16 protein-coding genes and 2 tRNA genes are annotated in these 19,294 nt (G+C 69.8%); 6 read left to right on the top strand and 12 right to left on the bottom strand.

Going from position 1 to position 19,294, the window contains the following annotated elements; translation table 11 throughout:
- From QM517_RS03890 to ileS, 3 genes are read right to left on the bottom strand one after another with little or no spacing between them, the layout of a single operon-like run.
- Positions 1–405, bottom strand: a complete 405-nt coding sequence (locus QM517_RS03890; protein WP_077051560.1) for a DUF4233 domain-containing protein — start codon at positions 403–405, stop codon at positions 1–3.
- Positions 402–1,754 (bottom strand): bifunctional folylpolyglutamate synthase/dihydrofolate synthase, encoded by a 1,353-nt coding sequence (locus tag QM517_RS03885; RefSeq protein WP_283285346.1) that lies wholly within the window; start codon positions 1,752–1,754, stop codon positions 402–404. The genes QM517_RS03890 and QM517_RS03885 overlap by 4 nt, the downstream gene beginning before the upstream one ends.
- Positions 1,751–5,134, bottom strand: coding sequence for an isoleucine--tRNA ligase (gene ileS, locus QM517_RS03880; protein ID WP_283285344.1), 3,384 nt, complete (start codon positions 5,132–5,134; stop codon positions 1,751–1,753). The genes QM517_RS03885 and ileS overlap by 4 nt, the downstream gene beginning before the upstream one ends.
- A 355-nt stretch (positions 5,135–5,489) precedes the next feature.
- Here ileS and QM517_RS03875 point away from each other — a divergent pair, with 355 nt between their 5' ends.
- The 4 genes from QM517_RS03875 (at position 5,490) to QM517_RS03860 (ending at position 10,312) form a co-directional block, all read left to right on the top strand.
- Positions 5,490–6,725 (top strand): MFS transporter, encoded by a 1,236-nt coding sequence (locus QM517_RS03875; protein WP_283285342.1) that lies wholly within the window; start codon positions 5,490–5,492, stop codon positions 6,723–6,725.
- Positions 6,726–7,382, top strand: coding sequence for a hypothetical protein (locus QM517_RS03870; RefSeq protein ID WP_283285340.1), 657 nt, complete (start codon positions 6,726–6,728; stop codon positions 7,380–7,382). It abuts the gene before it with no gap.
- 114 nt (positions 7,383–7,496) lie between these two features.
- Positions 7,497–10,064, top strand: coding sequence for a valine--tRNA ligase (gene valS / locus QM517_RS03865; protein WP_283285338.1), 2,568 nt, complete (start codon positions 7,497–7,499; stop codon positions 10,062–10,064).
- A complete protein-coding gene (locus QM517_RS03860) occupies positions 10,064–10,312 on the top strand; it encodes a hypothetical protein (protein ID WP_022878819.1) in 249 nt (82 codons plus the stop codon). The genes valS and QM517_RS03860 overlap by 1 nt, the downstream gene beginning before the upstream one ends.
- Positions 10,313–10,361: 49 nt before the next feature.
- On the opposite strand, the gene QM517_RS03855 is transcribed toward QM517_RS03860, so the two are convergent.
- Complete coding sequence (locus tag QM517_RS03855) at positions 10,362–10,565, bottom strand: hypothetical protein (protein ID WP_283285335.1); 204 nt, start codon at positions 10,563–10,565, stop codon at positions 10,362–10,364.
- Positions 10,562–11,155 carry a winged helix-turn-helix domain-containing protein gene (locus tag QM517_RS03850; protein ID WP_283285333.1) on the bottom strand — a complete coding sequence of 198 codons (594 nt, stop codon included), beginning with the start codon at positions 11,153–11,155 and terminating at the stop codon, positions 10,562–10,564. Before QM517_RS03850 ends, QM517_RS03855 begins: the two co-directional genes overlap by 4 nt.
- 82 nt (positions 11,156–11,237) lie before the next feature.
- On the opposite strand from QM517_RS03850, the gene QM517_RS03845 reads away from it, so the two are divergent.
- Positions 11,238–13,289, top strand: coding sequence for a M3 family metallopeptidase (locus QM517_RS03845; RefSeq protein ID WP_283285330.1), 2,052 nt, complete (start codon positions 11,238–11,240; stop codon positions 13,287–13,289).
- Positions 13,290–13,339: 50 nt separating this feature from the next.
- Here QM517_RS03845 and clpX read toward each other — a convergent pair whose 3' ends face one another.
- The 6 genes from clpX to QM517_RS03815 form a co-directional block, all read right to left on the bottom strand.
- Entirely contained in the window at positions 13,340–14,608 is a 1,269-nt protein-coding gene (gene clpX / locus QM517_RS03840) for an ATP-dependent Clp protease ATP-binding subunit ClpX (protein WP_077051568.1), read from the bottom strand.
- Positions 14,609–14,903: 295 nt separating this feature from the next.
- Entirely contained in the window at positions 14,904–15,566 is a 663-nt protein-coding gene (locus QM517_RS03835; RefSeq protein ID WP_278101758.1) for an ATP-dependent Clp protease proteolytic subunit, read from the bottom strand.
- Positions 15,567–15,595: 29 nt separating this feature from the next.
- Positions 15,596–16,180, bottom strand: a complete 585-nt coding sequence (locus tag QM517_RS03830; RefSeq protein WP_077051570.1) for an ATP-dependent Clp protease proteolytic subunit — start codon at positions 16,178–16,180, stop codon at positions 15,596–15,598.
- 78 nt (positions 16,181–16,258) lie between these two features.
- Positions 16,259–16,747, bottom strand: a complete 489-nt coding sequence (locus QM517_RS03825) for a tetratricopeptide repeat protein (RefSeq protein ID WP_283285326.1) — start codon at positions 16,745–16,747, stop codon at positions 16,259–16,261.
- Positions 16,748–16,930: 183 nt separating this feature from the next.
- A complete protein-coding gene (gene tig / locus QM517_RS03820; RefSeq protein ID WP_283285324.1) occupies positions 16,931–18,388 on the bottom strand; it encodes a trigger factor in 1,458 nt (485 codons plus the stop codon).
- Positions 18,389–18,461: 73 nt separating this feature from the next.
- Positions 18,462–18,535, bottom strand: a tRNA-Pro gene (locus tag QM517_RS03815).
- A gap of 277 nt (positions 18,536–18,812) precedes the next feature.
- On the opposite strand from QM517_RS03815, the gene QM517_RS03810 reads away from it, so the two are divergent.
- Positions 18,813–18,886 (top strand) — tRNA-Gly (locus tag QM517_RS03810).
- Between the two features lie 56 nt (positions 18,887–18,942).
- On the opposite strand, the gene QM517_RS03805 is transcribed toward QM517_RS03810, so the two are convergent.
- Positions 18,943–19,281 (bottom strand): hypothetical protein, encoded by a 339-nt coding sequence (locus QM517_RS03805; protein WP_077051573.1) that lies wholly within the window; start codon positions 19,279–19,281, stop codon positions 18,943–18,945.
- Between the last annotated feature and the right edge of the window lie 13 nt (positions 19,282–19,294).

The following is a 19,294-nucleotide window of genomic DNA, read 5'->3' as shown; positions in this document are numbered from 1 at the left end:
TCATTCTCCGTTCGAGAGGTCGGGGTCGGCGGCCCTCCGCGCATTGGCGCGATCGAGAGCTGCTCCCTTGATCGTCGCATACGCCCACATGCCACCGAAAATGAGGGCGACGACGGCGAGAGCCGGGACCAGGATGCCACCGAGGGCGAGGATCACCTGGAGGGCCCACCCGACGACGACGGCCCAGCGGTGGCGGAGCAGACCCGAGGTCGCGACCATGGCGACGGCCATGACGGCGCCGCCGACGATGCCCCACCACGGCTCGATTCCCCAGGGCAGAGCCTTGAGGCCGTAGACCACGAGTCCGCCGAGGAACACGACGATCGACTCGAAGCCCAGGACGACCGCCCCGAGCGACTCGAGGGCTCCGCGGGTGCGGCGCGGGCGCCGCTCCCGGGCGCTCATCCCTGCCACCCGGCCTTCCAGTCCTCGAGGTCGGCGAGACGGATCGCCTCGCCCGCGAGAACCACCGATCCGGCGATGATCACGGCGCGGCGGTCGGACTCGGCGGCCCACGCGCGGGCCGCGTCGGCCGCATCCTCGAGCGTCGGGTGGACGGTGACGGGGACGTCGGCCGCCTCGGCCACGTCCGCGATGAGGTCGGGGTCGCCTGCGCGCTCGCTGTCGGGCGCGGTCGCGAAGACGCGCGCGACGGCCGGGGTCAGCGTCGAGACGATGCCGACGGTATCCTTCCCCGCCAGGATGCCGACCACCGCTCCCCACTCGTCGATGTCGAACGCCTCGTCGAGGGCGGCGACGAGGGCGCGGGCCCCGTGCGGGTTGTGCGCGGCGTCGACCAGCACGGTCGGCGCGGTGCCGAGGAGCTGCAGACGGCCGGGCGAGGTCGTGGCGCCGAGGCCGTCCGCGACCACCTCGGCGTTCAGCGGCTGGTCTCCCCCGCCGATGAGCGATTCCACGGCGGCGATGGCCAGAGCGGCGTTCGCCCCCTGGTGCGCACCGTAGAGCGGGAGATACAGCTCGGGGTAGCTCCCCGCGATCCCGCGCACCGTGAGCAGCTGCCCGCCGACCGCGAGGGTCTGCACCTCGAGCGAGAACCCCTCGCCGGCGAACGCGACGGTGGCATCCATCCTCTCGGCGCGAGCGAGGATCGCCCGGCGCGCCTCCTCGGGCTGGGCAGCCGAGACGACCGCCGCGCCCTGCTTGATGATCCCGGCCTTCACGGTCGCGATATCCGCGATCGTGTTCCCCAGGCGGTCGGTGTGGTCGATGTCGATGGGGGTGAAGACCGCGACGTCGCCATCGGCGGTGTTCGTCGAGTCCCACTCGCCGCCCATGCCGACCTCGAGCACGAGGACGTCGATGGGCGCGTCGGCGCACGCGACGAAGGCGAGCACCGTCAGCAGCTCGAAGAACGTCAGGGGCGCGTCGCCGGCCGCCTCGAGCTCGGCATCCACCATCTGCACGAACGGCTGGATCTCGTCCCACGCGTCGGCGACGGCGGCATCCGCCACGGGCTCTCCGTCGATGAGGATGCGCTCCGTGAAACGTTCGAGATGCGGACTGGTGAACAGGCCCGTACGCAGCCCGAGCGACCGCAGCAGGCTCTCGATGATGCGGCTGGTCGAGGTCTTGCCGTTGGTGCCGGTGACGTGGATGACGCGGTAGGTGCGCTGCGGGTCGTCGAGCAGCTCCAGCACGCGCCGCGTGCGCTCGACCCGGGGCTGCACCCACTGCTCGCCCTGCCGCTCGAGGAGGGCGGCGTAGACGCCGTCGGCGCGGGAACGGTCGCTCATGAGGATGCTCCGATCCGGGCGACGGCGACGGTGACGGGGCCGACGTTCGCGTAGGTCTTGGCCGCGATGACGTTCTCGAACTCCGGCGTGCGGGACTCCCCGCGCTCGATCAGACGTTCGGTGCGGCTGGCGAGCACGACGCCTTCGGCGAGGGTCTCGGATGCCACGCCGGCGAGGTCGAACGCCTGGGCCACGGCCGCGGCGTCCGCGGCATCGTCGAACGTCAGGGTCAGCGCGACGCGGTCGCTCACGTCGAAGCCGGCGGCCTTGCGGGTGTCCTGGATCGCACGGATCATGTCGCGCGCCAGGCCCTCGGCTTCGAGCTCGGGCGTCGTGGTGGTGTCCAGCAGCACGAAGCCGCCCGACGAGAGCACCGCGAGGGCTTCGCCGTCGGGACGACCCGCTGTTTCGACGACGAGGTCGTACTCGCTCGGCTCGAGCGGGATGCCGCCGGCGACCACGCGACCGTCGACCTCGCTCCAGTCGCCCTCGCGCGCGGCCTTGATGGCCTGCTGCACCTGCTTGCCCAGGCGCGGACCCGCGGCGCGGGCGTTCACCGACAGACGGTGGGTGATCCCGTACTCGGCGGCGGTGCCCTCCTGCAGGGCGACCTGCTCGACCGCCTTGACGTTGAGCTCGTCGCGGAGAATGTCGTCGAACTGCGCGAGGCCCGCGGCATCCGGGGTCACCACCGTCAGACGCGGCAGGGGCAGGCGCACGCGCTTGCCCTCGCGCTTGCGCAGGGCGTTCGCGACGCTGGAGACGTCGCGGACGGTGTCCATGGCGGTCCGGATGTCCGCTGCCGCCGGGAACGCCGACGCGTCCGACCAGTCCTCCAGGTGGACGCTGCGGCCACCGGTGAGGCCCTGCCACACGCGCTCGGTGACGAGGGGCAGGAGCGGGGCCGCAACACGGGTCAGCGTCTCGAGCACCGTGTACAGCGTGTCGAAGGCCTCGCGGCTGGACGGGTCGTCGGTGACGCCCACCCAGAACCGGTCGCGCGACCGGCGGATGTACCAGTTGGTCAGCACCTCGGCGAAGTCGCGCAGGCGCTCGGCCGCGGTCGTGGAGTCCAGGCCCTCGAGGTCGGCGGCGACGTCGCGGACGAGGTCACCGGTGAGGGCGAGGATGTAGCGGTCCAGCACGTCGGTGGAGTCCGTGCGCCACTGCGCCTCGTAGCCGTCGGAGCCCGAGGCGTTGGCGTAGGTGGCGAAGAAGTACCACGCGTTCCACAGCGGCAGCAGGAACTCGCGCACGCCCGAGCGGATGCCTTCCTCGGTCACGACGAGGTTGCCGCCGCGGAGCACCGAGCTGGACATGAGGAACCAGCGCATGGCATCCGAACCGTCGCGATCGAAGACCTCGCGCACGTCGGGGTAGTTGCGCAGCGACTTCGACATCTTCTGGCCGTCGTTGCCGAGGACGATGCCGTGGCAGGACACCCCCGTGAAGGCGGGACGGTCGAAGAGCGCCGTGGACAGCACGTGCATGACGTAGAACCAGCCGCGAGTCTGCCCGATGTACTCGACGATGAAGTCGGCCGGCGAGTGCTCGTCGAACCACTCGTGGTTCTCGAACGGGTAGTGCACCTGCGCGAACGGCATCGAGCCGGAGTCGAACCAGACGTCCAGGACGTCCTCGATGCGACGCATGGTCGAGCGCCCCGTCGGGTCGTCGGGGTTGGGGCGCGTGAGGTCGTCGATGTACGGACGGTGGAGGTCGACCTCACCCTCCGCGTTGCGCGGCAGGCGGCCGAAGTCCGCCTCCATGTCCGCGAGCGAGCCGTACACGTCGACGCGCGGGTAGTTCGGGTCGTCGCTCTTCCACACCGGGATCGGCGAACCCCAGTAGCGGTTGCGGCTGATCGACCAGTCGCGCGCGCCCTCGAGCCACTTGCCGAACTGCCCCTCCTTGACGTTCTCGGGCACCCAGGTGATCTGCTGGTTGTTCTCCAACAGACGGTCCTTGACCTCGGTCACGCGCACGAACCAGCTCGACACGGCCTTGTAGATCAGGGGGTTCCGGCAGCGCCAGCAGTGCGGGTACGAGTGCTCGTAGGACGCCTCGCGCAAGAGGCGACCGCCCTGCGTCAGCAGGCGGATGAGCGGCCGGTTCGCCTCGAACCACAGCTCCCCCGCGACGTCGGTGACGGCCGACAGGAAGCGTCCGCCGTCGTCGAGCGAGATGATCGTGGGAAGGCCCGCGGCATCCGCGAGGCGCTTGTCGTCCTCGCCGTAGGCCGGGGCCTGGTGGACGATGCCGGTGCCGTCGCTGACGGTGACGTAGTCGTCGACGAGGATCTTCCACGCGTCCTGCGTGCCCCACGTCTCGGCGTCGGCGTAGTAGTCGAAGAGGCGGTCGTACGACACGCCGGCGAGCTCGGCGCCGGTGATCGTCGTCTGCACCGCCGCGCGGGCGGCATCCGCCGAGTCGTACCCGAGGTCCTTCGCGTAGCCCGGCAGCAGGTCTTCGGCCAGCAGGTAGCGGTGCGCCGTGGCCTCGATCGCCTCGTCGGGCGTGCCGTCGGGCGCGCGGTGCACGTCGGCGGCACCGTTCGGTCCGCCCGGGACGACGGCGTAACGGATGCCGGGACCCACGGCCAGGGCGAGGTTCGTCGGCAGGGTCCACGGCGTCGTCGTCCACGCGAGCGCCCGCACGCCGGTGAGGCCGAGCGCCTCGGCCTTCGCCCCGACCAGCGGGAACGTGACGGTGACCGACGGGTCCTGGCGCATCTTGTAGACGTCGTCGTCCATGCGCAGCTCGTGGCTGGAGAGCGGCGTCTCGTCGCGCCAGCAGTACGGCAGCACGCGGTAGCCCTCGTAGGCGAGACCCTTGTCGTGCAGGGTCTTGAACGCCCACAGGACGCTCTCCATGTACGACGTGTCGAGCGTCTTGTAGCCGCGCTCGAAGTCGACCCAGCGCGCCTGGCGGGTGACGTAGTCCTGCCAGTCGCGGGTGTATTCGAGCACCGACTCGCGGGCCTTGCCGTTGAAGACGGCGACGCCCATGCGCTCGATCTCGTCCTTCTCGGTGATCCCGAGCTGCTTCATGGCCTCGAGCTCGGCGGGGAGGCCGTGCGTGTCCCAGCCGAAGACGCGGTCGACCTTCTTGCCGCGCATCGTCTGGAAGCGCGGGAAGACGTCCTTGGCGTAGCCGGTGAGCAGGTGCCCGTAGTGCGGCAGGCCGTTGGCGAACGGCGGGCCGTCGTAGAACACCCACTCCTCGGCGCCGTCGCGGTTCGCGATCGACGCGCGGAAGGTGTCGTCGGCGTCCCAGAACGACAGCGTGTCGCGCTCGATGTCCGGGAACCGGGGGCTCGGGACGACGGATGCCGCGGCGTCGGCGGCCGGGCCGAAGGATGAGGGGCGTGGGTAGGTCATGTCTCTCCGCAGGTTGCGATCCACCTGCGGGGACGATCCGTTCGGACCGCGGTACCACCCCGCATTGCGTCCACCGGAGTGGGCGCCGCTCTCACTGCGGCTGTGACGGGCCTGACCCGCTCGGTTCTACTGGGGGCCGTGACCCTGTTCTTCCGAGAGCTCCCCGGTGATGGCCGGATCGGTGCTGGTGCCTCCATTCTACGCGGTCCCCCGCGCCACCGCGGGCGGGTCGGGGAATGCCCCGGGGCGTCGGGAGGTTTCTGGACTCGTGCCAAGATCGACTCCCGTGACTTCTGCTCCTCCCGCTGCCCGTCCGACCTCTTCCGCACCCGCGCGCCGTGTCGCGTGGGCGTCGATGATCGGCACCTCCCTCGAATCGTTCGACTTCTACGTCTACGCCTACTTCGCCGCGTTCTTCGTCGGGCCGCTGTTCTTCGCCCCCCTCGGCCAGGTCGGCGCGACGCTCGCGTCGTTCTCGACGATCGCGCTCGCGTTCGTCGTGCGCCCGATCGGCGCGATCATCTTCGGTCACATGGGCGACCGGCTCGGTCGACGGACGACGCTGCTGTGGACCGTCGCGATCATGGGAGTCGCCACGGGGCTGATCGGCGCCCTCCCCACGTACGCGCAGGCCGGATGGCTCGGCGTCGTGCTGCTCCTGGTGCTGCGCATCGCGCAGGGCCTGTCGCTCGGTGGCGAGTGGGGCGGCTCCATCCTCCTGGCGACCGAGCACTCGAGCCCGGTGAAGCGCGCGTTCTGCGCCGCGATCCCGCAGCTCGGATCCCCGGTCGGGTCGATCCTCTCCGCCGCCGTGTTCATCGTCATGACCGTCGCGCTCCCCGCCGACCAGCTCGCCGAGTGGGGCTGGCGGATCCCGTTCCTGCTCGCGCTGCCCCTGCTGCTGGTCTCGCTGTACCTGCGGTGGTCCATCGACGAGACGCCCGTGTTCGAAGACGTCGTCGCCTCGGGTCGGCGTGAGCGCCTCCCCGTCCTGGCGATGTTCCGCGCGCGGCCCGTCGCCGTGGTGATCGCGATCGGCGCCGCGCTGCTGGGCATCGGGTCGTACTCGCTGATGAACACCTACACGATCAACTACGGTGTCGCGCAGCTCGGCTTCAGCTTCCAGGACCTCCTGGTGGCGACCACGATCGGCGCACTGCTGCAGCTGGTCACGATCCCGCTGTTCGGCGCGTGGGCGAACCGCATCGGTTCCGCGAGGGTCGTCGCGTGGGGCGCGCTCGGCACCCTGCTGATCACGTTCCCGATGTACTTCCTGCTGCAGTTCGCGACGTTCCCGATCCTGGTCGCGACGATGATCGTCGGCGGCATCCTCCCGACGATGTCGTGGGCGGCGCTCGGCGGCCTCATGAGCGATCTGTTCCCGGACCACTTCCGGTACTCGGCGCTGTCGCTCACGTACGCGATCGCCGCGACCATCTCGGGCTTCGTCCCGCTGGCGACCACGGCGCTCGGCACGCAGACGGCGTTCGCGTGGTGGCATCCTGGTGTCGTGCTCGCGATCCTCTCGGCCGTCACGCTCGTCGCCGCGTGGGCGGCGTCGCGCCGTCGCCCCGAACCGCTCGAGGCCTGAGTGGTCCGCGCCCGCGGTCCGCTGCCGCCCCGCCTCTCCGCGCCCGACCTGCCCCGGGTGCTCGAGAGCGTCGACGGACTCGGACCGCGGGCGGACCTGCTGGGCACGCGCGTCGTCTCACTCGCGGGTCACGTGGATGCCGCGCACTCGGCGCTCGCGGAGAGCGTGATCGCCGAGGCGTCCGTCGACTCCCTCGACCTGACCGGTGCGTCGCTCGCCGACGTCGAGATCGCCACGCTGCGCGCGACCGAGCTGCTCGCCCGCGACGGGCGCTGGCGGAACGTCGCGGTGATCGGCGGCCGCATCGGAACCCTCGACCTGTCCGGCGCCGAGCTCGACAGCGTGGAACTGCGCGGACTCCGGATCGACTACCTCTCGCTGCGCGGCGCGAGAGTGCGCGACGTCCTCGTCGCCGACTGCGTGATCGGAACGCTCGACCTGCCGCTCGCGACGCTCTCGCGCGTGCGATTCGACGGCTCCCGGGCCGATGAGGTCGACTCCGACGGTCTGCGCGCCGAGCACACCGACCTCCGCGGCCTCGAAGCGCTCTCGTTCGGGCGTCCCGACTCCCTGCGCGGCGTCACGCTCACCCACCGGCAAGTGGAGCTGGCCGCCGCCGACTTCGCGCGGGCACTGGGCATCGACGTGCAGGACTGACCCCGGGCGCCCTCCGCCGCACCCCGGCGTCTCGCCGCCGCCCGATAGACTCGAGAGACATCCCACACTCAGGCACGATCACACGGTGCCGCCTATATCGCTCGAGGAGTACCCATGTCGCTGATTCCGGACAAGCCCGCCCTGGAGGGCCTCGAGCAGAAGTGGGATGCCGCGTGGACCGACCGCGGCACGTACGTCTTCGACCGCGTCCGCGCGGCCGAGCTGGGCCGCGCGGGAGTCTTCTCGGTCGACACGCCTCCGCCGACGGCATCCGGAAGCCTGCACATCGGTCACGTCTTCAGCTACACCCACACCGATGTGAAGGTGCGCTTCGAGCGCATGCGCGGCAAGACGGTGTTCTACCCGATCGGCTGGGACGACAACGGCCTGCCGACCGAGCGTCGCGTGCAGAACTACTACGGCGTGCGCTGCGACCCGTCGCTGCCGTACGACCCTGATTTCACTCCCCCGTTCTCGGGCGGCGACAACAAGAGCAGCAAGGCCGCCGACCAGGTGCCCATCAGCCGCCGCAACTTCATCGAGTTGTGCGAAGAGCTCACCGTGGAGGACGAGAAGGCTTTCGAAGCTCTCTGGCGCGACCTCGGACTCAGCGTCGACTGGGGCCAGACGTACCGCACGATCTCCGACGACTCCATCCGCACGAGCCAGCTCGCGTTCCTCCGCAACGTCGAGCGCGGCGAGGCGTACCAGGCGCTCGCCCCGACGCTCTGGGACGTCGACTTCCGCTCCGCGATCGCGCAGGCCGAGCTCGAGGACCGTGACCAGCCCGCCGCCTACCACCGTCTCGGATTCCACAAGACCGACGGCTCGGGCGACGTGTTCATCGAGACGACGCGTCCCGAGCTGCTCGCCGCGTGCGTCGCGCTCGTGGCCAACCCCGACGACGAGCGCTACCAGCCGCTGTTCGGGACGACCGTGCGCACTCCCCTGTTCGACGTCGAGGTGCCGGTGCTCCCGCACCCGCTCGCGCAGCAGGACAAGGGTTCGGGCATCGCGATGATCTGCACCTTCGGCGACGTCACCGACATCATCTGGTGGCGCGAGCTCGACCTCCCCAACCGCACGATCATTGGCAAGGACGGCCGCATCGTCGCCGACGCGCCCGACGTGATCGTGACGGATGCCGCGCAGGCGGCGTACGCGGAACTCGCGGGCAAGACCGTGTTCAGCGCCAAGAAGCGCATCGTCGAGCTGCTGCAGGAGTCCGGCGAGATGGAGGGCGCGCCGAAGCCGTTCACGCACCCGGTGAAGTTCTTCGAGAAGGGCGACCGCCCGCTCGAGATCGTGTCGACGCGCCAGTGGTACATCCGCAACGGCGCGCGTGATGCCGAGCTGCGCGAACGCCTCATCTCGCTCGGGCGCGAGATGTCGTGGCATCCGGACTTCATGCGCGTGCGCTTCGAGAACTGGACCAACGGGCTCACCGGCGACTGGCTCGTGTCGCGCCAGCGCTTCTTCGGCGTGCCGATCCCGGTCTGGTACGGCCTCGACGAGGACGGGGACCGCGACTACGGCCGCGTGCTCACGCCCGACCTCGCGACGCTCCCGATCGACCCGACGACCGACGTGCCCCCGGGCTACACCGAGGACCAGCGCGGCGTCCCCGGCGGGTTCGAGGCCGAGCAGGACATCCTCGACACGTGGGCGACGTCGTCGCTCACGCCGCAGCTCGCCGGCGGCTGGCAGCGCGACGACGAGCTCTGGAACCTCGTCGCGCCGTTCGACCTGCGCCCGCAGGGTCAGGACATCATCCGCACGTGGCTGTTCTCGACGATGCTCCGAAGCGCCCTCGAGGACGACCGCGCGCCGTGGTCGGATGCCGCCATCTCGGGCTTCATCGTCGACCCCGACCGCAAGAAGATGTCGAAGTCCAAGGGCAACGTCGTCACCCCCGCCGACATCCTCCAGCAGCACGGATCCGACGCGGTGCGCTACTGGGCGGCGTCGAGCCGTCTCGGCACCGATGCGGCCTTCGACCCGCAGAACCCGACGCAGATCAAGATCGGTCGACGTCTCGCGATCAAGCTGCTGAACGCGGCGAAGTTCGTCCTGTCGTTCCCGGTGCCCGAGGGTGCCGAGGTGACGCATGCGCTGGATGCCTCGATGCTGACGACCCTCGACAAGGTCGTCGCCGACGCGACCACGGCGCTGGAGGCGTACGACCACGCCCGCGCGCTGGAGATCACCGAGTCGTTCTTCTGGACGTTCTGCGACGACTACCTCGAGCTCGTCAAGGAGCGCGCGTACGACCGCGCCGACGCCGGCCAGGCATCGGCGGCGCTCGCCCTGCGCACCGCACTGTCGACCCTGACCCGCCTGTTCGCCCCGGTGCTGTCGTTCGCCGCCGAGGAGGTCTGGTCGTGGTTCGAGGAGGGCTCGGTCCACACCGCGGCCTGGCCTCAGCCGCTCGGCATCCAGGGCGACCCGGTCGTGCTGACCGCCGTCGGCGAGGCGCTCATCGGCATTCGGCGCGCCAAGACCGAGGCCAAGGCCTCCCAGAAGACGCCGGTGCTCTCGCTCACGATCCACAGTCCGAACGTCGAGGCGCTGCGCCTCGCCGAGGGCGATCTGCGCGCCGTCGGCCGGATCGAGACGATCACCTTCGTCGAGGCCGACACCACCGCCGTCACCGACATCGTGTTCGCACCCCAGGAGGACTGATGCAACTCGGAACCCGTTGGACCGCCCGCGAGCAGCCCCCGGCTGCCGTGCCCGCGGTGCTGCACGCCCAGATCGCGGCCGTCGAGGCGGCGCTGAACCCGGACGGGCTCAGTGCTCCGGCCCCGCGGTGGACGCTCACCTTCCTCGAGGGGCGCCCGGTCGCCGAGCTCGACACCGGCGTGATCGTCGCGCAGGACGCATCCGGCGAGGTGGTCGTGCGCTACGACGACGAGGACGAGTTCGCCTGAGTGCGGACGAAGGGCCGGGATGCCATGCACCCCGGCCCTTCCGCTCCGTTCACCGCACGCGGAGGTAGGCCTCTGCCGAGAACTCGGGGCGCGCTCCGGCGGCGAGGGCGGTCTCGCGCTGGACGGTGACGTCGATGCGTGCCGCGCGAGCGCGCATCCGGGCGTGTGCGTGGTCGGCGAGGATGCGCGACAGCGCCAGCAGAAGCCGCTCGGGCGCGGTCGGTGTCGAGAGGGGTGCGGTGAGGGCGCTCATCGGATGCCTCCTTCGGTGGGGAGCGGGAAGACGTCGGCACGCATGGTGACCACGCGGAGGCCGTCGCCGGTCTGATCCCGGTAGCGGTCGACGGTTTCGGCGATGACGGACTGCAGCCGATCGGCGAGCTCCGCCATCTGCGCGACGGTGAGCCGGGCGCTCGCGGTCGAGATCAGGCTCTTGTCGAGCCACTCCTCGTCTTCCTCCCATCCGTGCGTGACGAACGACATGAGCTGCTGCTGACGAAGCGTGAGCGTCTCGGAGTGCACGGCTTCCATCACCGCGCGTCCGCTCGCGGTGGCGGCCATCTCGGGGTTGATCAGCGTCACCGCGCCCTTCGGGCGTTCCCACCACCGCTCTCGCGCGGTTCCCCGCCCCGCGACCTCGCGGATCAGGTCCTGTTTGGCAAGAGCCCGCAGGTGGTAGCTGGTCGCGCCGGTGGACTCCCCCGTCAGTGTCGCGAGCCCGCTGGCCGTCTGCGGTCCGTACTGGCTCAGCAGGTCGTAGAGCCGGACGCGGAGCGGGTGCGCCAACGCTCGCAGCGCACCGGCGTCGAGGACGCGCCCCTCGGGACGGGAATCGGAGCTCATGCATGCAAAGATACCTTTGCAACGCCCTTCTTGCAAACACTTCTTTGGAAACATCCCCACCCGCGGTGACTACGCTGGAGCGATGACGGATGCCGTGACCAATCCCCTCCTCGCTCCGACGCCCCTCCCCTACGATCTGCCGCCGTACGGCAGCATCCGGGTCGAGCACTACCTCCCCGCGTTCCACGAGGCGTTCGCCGCGCAGCGCGCCGAGGTCGACGCGATCACCGCGCAGACCGAAGCCCCGACGTTCGAGAACACCCTCGTCGCGCTGGAGCGCAGCGGCGCGCTGCTCGACCGCGTCGCGCGGACGTTCTACACCGTCTCCTCCCCCGACGGCACCGCGGAGGTGCAGGCCGTCGAGGAGGAGCTCGCCCCGCTCATGTCGGCCCACGGCGACGCGATCCAGCTCGACGCGGCGCTGTACGCGCGCGTCACGGCCGTGCACGACGCTCTCGACAGCCTCGACCTGGACGCCGAGAGCCGGTACCTCGTCGAGCGCCGGTATCGCGAGATGTCGCTGGCCGGAGCCGGCCTCGACGACGCGCAGAAGCAGAAGCTCACCGACCTCAACCAGCGTCTCTCCACGCTGACGACGACGTTCGAGAAGAACCTCCTCGCCGACACCAACGAGCTCGCGGTCGTGTTCGACCACGCGGCCGAGCTGGACGGACTGAGCGACGGCGAGCTCTCCGCCGCGGCGCAGGCCGCCACCGAGCGCGGACTCGACGGGCGCTACGTCGTGACCCTCACGCTGTACACGGGGCACCCGTACCTCGCCTCGCTCACGAACCGCGAGAGCCGTCGCCGACTGCTCGAGGCTTCCCGCGCGCGCGGCACCCGAGGGAACGTCCACGACAACCGCGCCACCCTGCGCGAGATCGTGCGGCTGCGCGCCGAACGGGCCGCCCTCCTCGGCTACTCCTCGCACGCCGCCGCGGTGCTCGCCGACCAGACCGCCGGGTCTCCCGAAGCGGTCCACGATCTGCTGCGTCGCCTCGCGGTGCCCGCGGCCGCCAACGCCCGGGCCGAGCAGGCCGCGCTCCAGCGCATCGCGGACGGCGACGGCATCCGGATCGAGGCGCACGACTGGGCGTTCTACACCGAGAAGGTCCGCGCCGAGCAGTACGACCTCGACCGCGCCGCACTGCGCCCCTGGTTCGAGGCCGAACGCGTGCTGCGCGACGGCGTGTTCTCCGCCGCCGAGCAGCTGTACGGCCTCCGCATCTCCGAGCGACACGACCTGCAGGGCTACCACCCCGACGTGCGCGTGTTCGAGGTGCACAACGCCGACGGCAGCGAGCTCGGACTGTTCCTGCTCGACCTCTACACGCGCGACTCCAAGCGCGGCGGCGCGTGGATGAACTCCATCGTCACGCAGTCGCGCCTGCGCGGCACCGCGCCGGTGGTCGTCAACAACCTGAACGTCAACAAGCCCGCGCCCGGCACGCCGACGCTGCTGACGCTCGACGAGGTCACGACCCTGTTCCACGAGTTCGGTCACGCGCTGCACGGCCTGTTCGCCACGGTGACGTACCCGCACTTCGCGGGCACCGCGGTGCACCGCGACTTCGTGGAGTTCCCGAGCCAGGTGAACGAGATGTGGATCTTCTGGCCCGAGATCCTCGCGCACTACGCGCGGCATCACGAGACCGGCGAGCCGCTCCCCGCCGACGTCGTCGAGCGTCTCCACGCCTCGGAGGCGTTCAACCAGGGCTTCGCCACGAGCGAGTACCTCGCCGCATCCTGGATCGACCAGGCGTGGCACGGCCTCTCCCTCGACGAGGCCGCTGCCGACATCGACGTCGCGGAGTTCGAAGTGCGCGCCCTCGCCGACATCGGCCTCGACAACCCGGTCGTCCCCACCCGCTACGCCTCGACGTACTTCGCGCACGTGTTCTCGGGCGGATACAGCGCCGGGTACTACTCGTACATCTGGAGCGAGGTCCTCGACGCCGACACCGTGGAGTGGTTCCGCGAGAACGGCGGCCTCACGCGCGAGAACGGTGACCGGTTCCGCCACCGTCTGCTGGGCGTCGGCGGTTCGGGCGACCCGCTCGAGGCCTACCGCGATTTCCGCGGACGGGATGCCGAGATCCAGCCGCTGCTCGAGCGCCGGGGTCTCACGGTCTGAACAACGACGGTCCCGGTCGCGAGCGCGACCGGGACCGTGGGCGTCGTGTGTCAGGCGCTCTTGCGCTTCTGCGCCAGCACCAGGGTCGCGGGGGCGCGGTCTTCGACCGACGCGCGCGTGATGACGACCTTCGCCACGTCTTCCGCCGATGGGATGTCGAACATCACCGGACCGAGCACGTCTTCGAGGATCGCACGGAGCCCTCGCGCACCGGTCTTGCGCGCCACGGCGAGGTCGGCGATCGCGCGCAGCGCGTCTTCCTCGAACTCCAGCTGCACGCCGTCGAGCTCGAACATGCGCTGGTACTGCTTGACGAGCGCGTTGCGCGGGGCCGTGAGGATCTCCATCAGCGCGTCCTGATCGAGGGGCGAGACGGATGCCACGACGGGGAGACGCCCGATGAATTCGGGGATCAGACCGAACTTGTGCAGGTCTTCCGGCAGCACCTCGCTGAAGAGGTCGGGCGCGTCCTCCTTGCGGTGGAGGGGCGCGCCGAAGCCGACGCCGTGCTTGCCGACGCGAGAGGAGATGATCTCTTCCAGCCCGGCGAAGGCGCCGGCCACGATGAACAGGACGTTCGTCGTGTCGATCTGGATGAACTCCTGGTGCGGGTGCTTGCGGCCGCCCTGCGGCGGAACCGAGGCGACCGTGCCCTCGAGGATCTTCAGCAGTGCCTGCTGCACGCCCTCACCCGAGACGTCGCGCGTGATCGAGGGGTTCTCGGCCTTGCGGGCGATCTTGTCAACCTCGTCGATGTAGATGATGCCGGTCTCGGCGCGCTTCACGTCGAAGTCGGCGGCCTGGAGCAGCTTGAGGAGGATGTTCTCGACGTCTTCACCGACGTAGCCGGCCTCGGTGAGGGCCGTGGCATCCGCCACCGCGAAGGGCACGTTGAGACGCTTCGCGAGCGTCTGCGCGAGATAGGTCTTGCCGCACCCGGTCGGCCCCAGGAGCAGGATGTTGCTCTTGGCGATGTCGATCTCTTCGGCGCGCTGCTCGGCGGGCTGCAGGGTGCCGAGCGCACGCACGCGCTTGTAGTGGTTGTAGACGGCGACGGCGAGGGCGCGCTTCGCGGGCTCCTGCCCGACGACGTACTCCTCGAGGAAGCCGAAGATCTCACGGGGCTTCGGAAGGTCGAAGTCGGCGACCTCGCCCGTCGAGGACTCGGCCATGCGCTCTTCGATGATCTCGTTGCACAGCTCGACGCACTCGTCGCAGATGTACACGCCCGGACCGGCGATCAGCTGCTGCACCTGCTTCTGGCTCTTGCCGCAGAAGGAGCATTTGAACAGATCGGCGCTCTCTCCGATGCGTGCCATGCCCGTGCCTCCTCATTCCCGGCCCCACGCCGGAGTGACTTTGAGCCTAACCGGTGCCCGGGACATTCGAGGGTATTTGCGCGAGCGCCGTCGCCGTGATCGCCACGGGCGGACATATGGGCCGCCCTTCGGGGTCCCGGCATCCGTCTCCCCCACCCCTCTTCTCGTGAGTCGCCAAGATCTGTCGTCTTCACCACGCGGGAGGCGACGAATCTTGGCGACTCACGCGCGAAGCACCCGCCGGACACGACGATGCCCCGCCGGACGGATCCGGCGGGGCATCGGGTGGAGCGGGTCAGGCGGTCAGGGCCGCCGGGACGCGCTTGCGGCTCGTCAGCACCTGGTCGACGATGCCGTACTCGAGCGCCTCCTGAGCGGAGAGGATCTTGTCGCGGTCGATGTCCTTGTTGACCTTCGCGACGTCCTGACCCGTGTGACGGGCCATCGTCTCCTCGAGCCACGTGCGCATGCGCATGATCTCGGCCGCCTGGATCTCGATGTCCGACGCCTGACCGTGACCGGACTCGCCGACGGCGGGCTGGTGGATCAGGATGCGGGCGTTCGGGAGGGCGAGGCGCTTGCCGGGGGCACCGGCCGCGAGCAGAACGGATGCCGCGGACGCCGCCTGGCCGAGCACGACCGTCTGGATCTGGGGCGAGATGTACTGCATCGTGTCGTAGATCGCCGTCATGGCCGTGAAGGAACCACCGGGCGAGTTGATGTACATGATGATGTCGCGGTCGGGGTCCTGCGACTCGAGCACGAGCAGCTGGGCCATGACGTCGTCGGCCGAGGCGTCGTCGACCTGGACGCCCAGGAAGATGACGCGATCCTCGAAGAGCTTGTTGTACGGGTCCTGGCGCTTGTAGCCGTAGGCCGTCCGCTCCTCGAACTGGGGCAGGATGTAGCGGCTGCTCGGCATGTGTGCGGCGCCGCCGCCGAAGGTGGGAGTGTGCATTGCGGTGTCCTTTCCTCTCGCCCTCGGCCTCAGGCCGCGGTCCCGCCGCCGCCGGCGACGTCGCTTGCGTGCTCGCGCATGTGGTCGACGAAGCCGTACTCGAGCGCCTCGGCGGCGCTGAACCAGCGGTCGCGGTCGCCGTCGGCGTTGATCTGCTCCACGGTCTTGCCGGTCTGGGCGGCCGTGATCTCGGCGAGACGCTTCTTCATGTCGAGGATGAGCTGGGCCTGCGTCTGGATGTCGCTCGCGGTACCGCCGAAGCCGCCGTGCGGCTGGTGCAGCAGCACGCGTGCGTTGGGCGTGATGTAGCGCTTGCCCTTGGTGCCGCTGGTCAGCAGGAGCTGGCCCATCGAGGCGGCCATGCCGATGCCGACGGTCACGATGTCGTTCGGGACGAACTGCATGGTGTCGTAGATCGCCATGCCGGCCGTGATCGAGCCGCCGGGCGAGTTGATGTAGAGGTAGATGTCCTTCTGCGAGTCCTCTGCCGCGAGCAGCAGGATCTTGGCGCAGATCTCGTTGGCGTTCTCGTCACGCACCTCCGAACCGAGCCAGATGATGCGGTCCTTGAGCAGCCTGTCGAAGACGCTCGTTGCCATAAGGGGTTCGGGCATGTGTGCTCCTCTTCCGGTGATCTGCAACGAATCTACCGGCGCGGTTCGGGGCGGGTCGCCGTGTTCGCCGCGGGCGGATCAGGCGTGTCCGTCCGGGATTTCGCGGGCGTATCCGGTCACTGAACGCGTGTAGCGCGGCAGGTGCGGGGCGAGGGCCTGAAGGGCGATGGATGCCGCCCGCTCGGACTCCCCCGACGACACCAGCGCGAGCGCGTAGAACGCCGCCGCGGCATCGTGCAGCGGGCCGCGGGGCTCGCGCTCGTACTCGGCGCGCAACAGCTCGCGTGCCTCGTCGATCTTGCCGAGGTTGCGGATCGTGCTGGCGAGCTGGATCGTCGCCTGCGTGCGGCGCTCGTCGTCGAGCCCGCCGGCCAGCGCCCGACGGTAGAGCACCTCGGCGTCAGCCTCGAGCCCGGCGGAGTCCCGCGCGCCCGCGCGCTCGAAGAGGGCGACCGGGTCGTCCTCGGGCCGTTCGGCCGCGAGGGCGTCGATGCGCTCGATCACCTGCTGCTCGGTCAACGACGTGTCGTCCCAGACCGCGTCGACGCGTTCCTGCCAGTCGCTCACGGGTGCTCCCTCTCGTGTCGTGCGGTGCGGCGTGCGCCTCGGCCGCACCCCCGTTCGATGTCCAAGACACGCCGTTCGACGCTCGCCGCATCGGCGTGTCTTGGACACTCGGTTGTCAAGCCGGAACGAGAACAGGGGGCGGATGCCGTGGCATCCACCCCCTGTCGACGAACCGGACGAGTCTTACTCGCTGTCGGCGGCCTTCTTCTTCGCGGGAGCGCGCTTCTTGGCGGGGGCCTTCTTGGGGGCCTCCTCGGCGGCGGCCTCTTCGGCCTCGACGACGGCGTCCGCGTCCGCGGCGGCGTCGGCGATCTCCTGCGCCTCTTCGACGACCTCGTCCTCGGCGTCCGTGGGCTCCTCGCCCTCGACGGCGACGAAGCCGGTCAGGTCGACGGGCTTTCCGTTGCTGTCGACGACGGTGACCTTGCCGAGCGCGATCGCGAGCGCCTTGTTACGGGCGACCTCGCCGACCATGGCGGGCAGCTGGTTGCCCTGCTGCAGCGCGTTGACGAAGTCCTGCGGAGCCATGCCGTACTGCGCGGCCGACTGGATGAGGTACTGCGTGAGCTCGTCCTGCGAGACCTGGACGTTGGCGTCCTCGGCGATCTTGTCGAGGATCATCTGGGTGCGGAACTGCTTCTCGCTGGCCTCGGTGACCTCGGCGCGGTGCACGTCGTCCTCGAGGCGGTTCTCGCCCTCGAGGTGCGTGTGGACCTCGTCCTCGATGAGCTGCGGCGGCACGGGGATCTCGACGGCCTCGATGAGGGCCTCGACGAACTTGTCGCGCGCCGCGGCACCCTGCGTGAACACCGACTGCTCGGACACGCGGCCCGCGAGCGAAGCGCGCAGCTCTTCGAGCGTGTCGAACTCGGATGCCATCTGGGCGAAGTCGTCGTCGGCCTCGGGCAGCTCGCGCTCCTTGACGGCCGTGATGGTCACGGAGACCTCGGCCTCCTCGCCGGCGTGCTCGCCGCCGACCAGCTTCGAGCGGAACGTGGTCTGCTCGTCGGCGGTGAGCGAGTCGATGGCCTCGTCGATGCCCTCGAGCAGCTCGCCGGAGCCGACCTCGTACGACACGCCCTCGGCGCGGTCGATCTCGTTGCCGTCGATCGTGGCGACGAGATCGAGCTCGACGAAGTCGCCCTTCGCGGCCGGACGGTCGACGGTCACGAGCGTGCCGAAGCGGGCGCGCAGGCGGTCGAGCTCGGCATCCACGGCGGCATCGTCGGTCTCGACGGCGTCGACGGTGACCGTGATGGTGTCGTAGGCGGGGAGCTCGAACTCGGGGCGCACGTCGACCTCGACGTCGACGACCAGGTCGCCCGAGTAGTCCTTGAGCTCGGGCAGTTCGACGATCTCGGCGCTCGGGCGACCGATGACGCGGAGCTCCTGGTCCTCGACGGCCTGGCGGTAGAACCCGTCGAGACCCTCGTTGACCGCGTGCTCGATGACGGCGCCACGGCCGATGCGCTGGTCGATGATCGGCGCGGGCACCTTGCCCTTGCGGAAGCCGGGGATCTGAACGTCCTGCGCGATGTGCTCGTAGGCGTGGGCGATCGCGGGCTTGAGCTCTTCGGGCGAGACCGTGATGTGGAGCTTGACCCGGGTCGGGCTGAGCTTCTCGACGGTGCTGTTGACCATGCGGTGTGTTCTCCTCGTGTGGCCCGCGCGCACGCGGGGGCCGGCTAGGCCTGTGGTCTGTGGGGCCGTTGCGTCGGGGCGACAGGATTTGAACCTGCGGCCTCCCGCTCCCAAAGCGGGCGCTCTACCAAGCTGAGCTACGCCCCGGGGCGACGCGCAGGACGCGTTCGACGAAACGACCCCTGGAAGTCTAGTCGATCGAGGTGTGGGGGCCGGTCTGGGAGTCGATCGGATGCCATGTGCTTCGCCGGGACGCGTCGATCGGGCGACATGTCCCCGGGCACGAGAACAGGGCATGCCACGGGAACAGGCCGTTTCGGACGACGATCGCCTGCTCTGGGCACATGCCCTGTTCCGGCGACGTCGGTGTCCGTGGCATCCGCGGACGTGAAGTAGAGTTGTCCACGCTGCGGTTCGCCGCCGCGGGGATGTAGCTCAATGGTAGAGCCTCAGTCTTCCAAACTGATGGTGCGGGTTCGATTCCCGTCATCCCCTCCACATCACGCTCGACTCGATGCCGGCCCGCCCCTTCCGGAGCGGGCCGGCATCGTTCGTCAGCCGCCCAGAGTGCTGCAGGCGACCTCGTTGCCGTTGACGATCACGGTGCCCGTGAAGCCGGCAACCTCGCAGGCCTGGTATGCGGCGGCGCCGAAGCCGATGGCCGTGACGATCAGGATGGCCACGATGATCCCGACGACCGTGAGCACCGCGCCCACGATGATCGCCGCGACGGCGAAGCCGTTCTTGTGCCCGGCCTTACGGCTCTGCACCAACGCCACGATGCCCAGGATCAGCCCGATGACATTGAAGAAGATCGCGACGATGAGGGCCACGATGCCCAGGGTGCGACCGGGGACGGGAGCGGCGGCGGGCCGGGTGTTTTCGACGGACATGGTTCCTCCAGAA

The organism is Microbacterium sp. IEGM 1404 (assembly GCF_030056775.1).
Taxonomy (GTDB): Bacteria; Actinomycetota; Actinomycetes; order Actinomycetales; family Microbacteriaceae; genus Microbacterium.
This window is presented reverse-complemented; position numbering and strand designations above follow the sequence as displayed.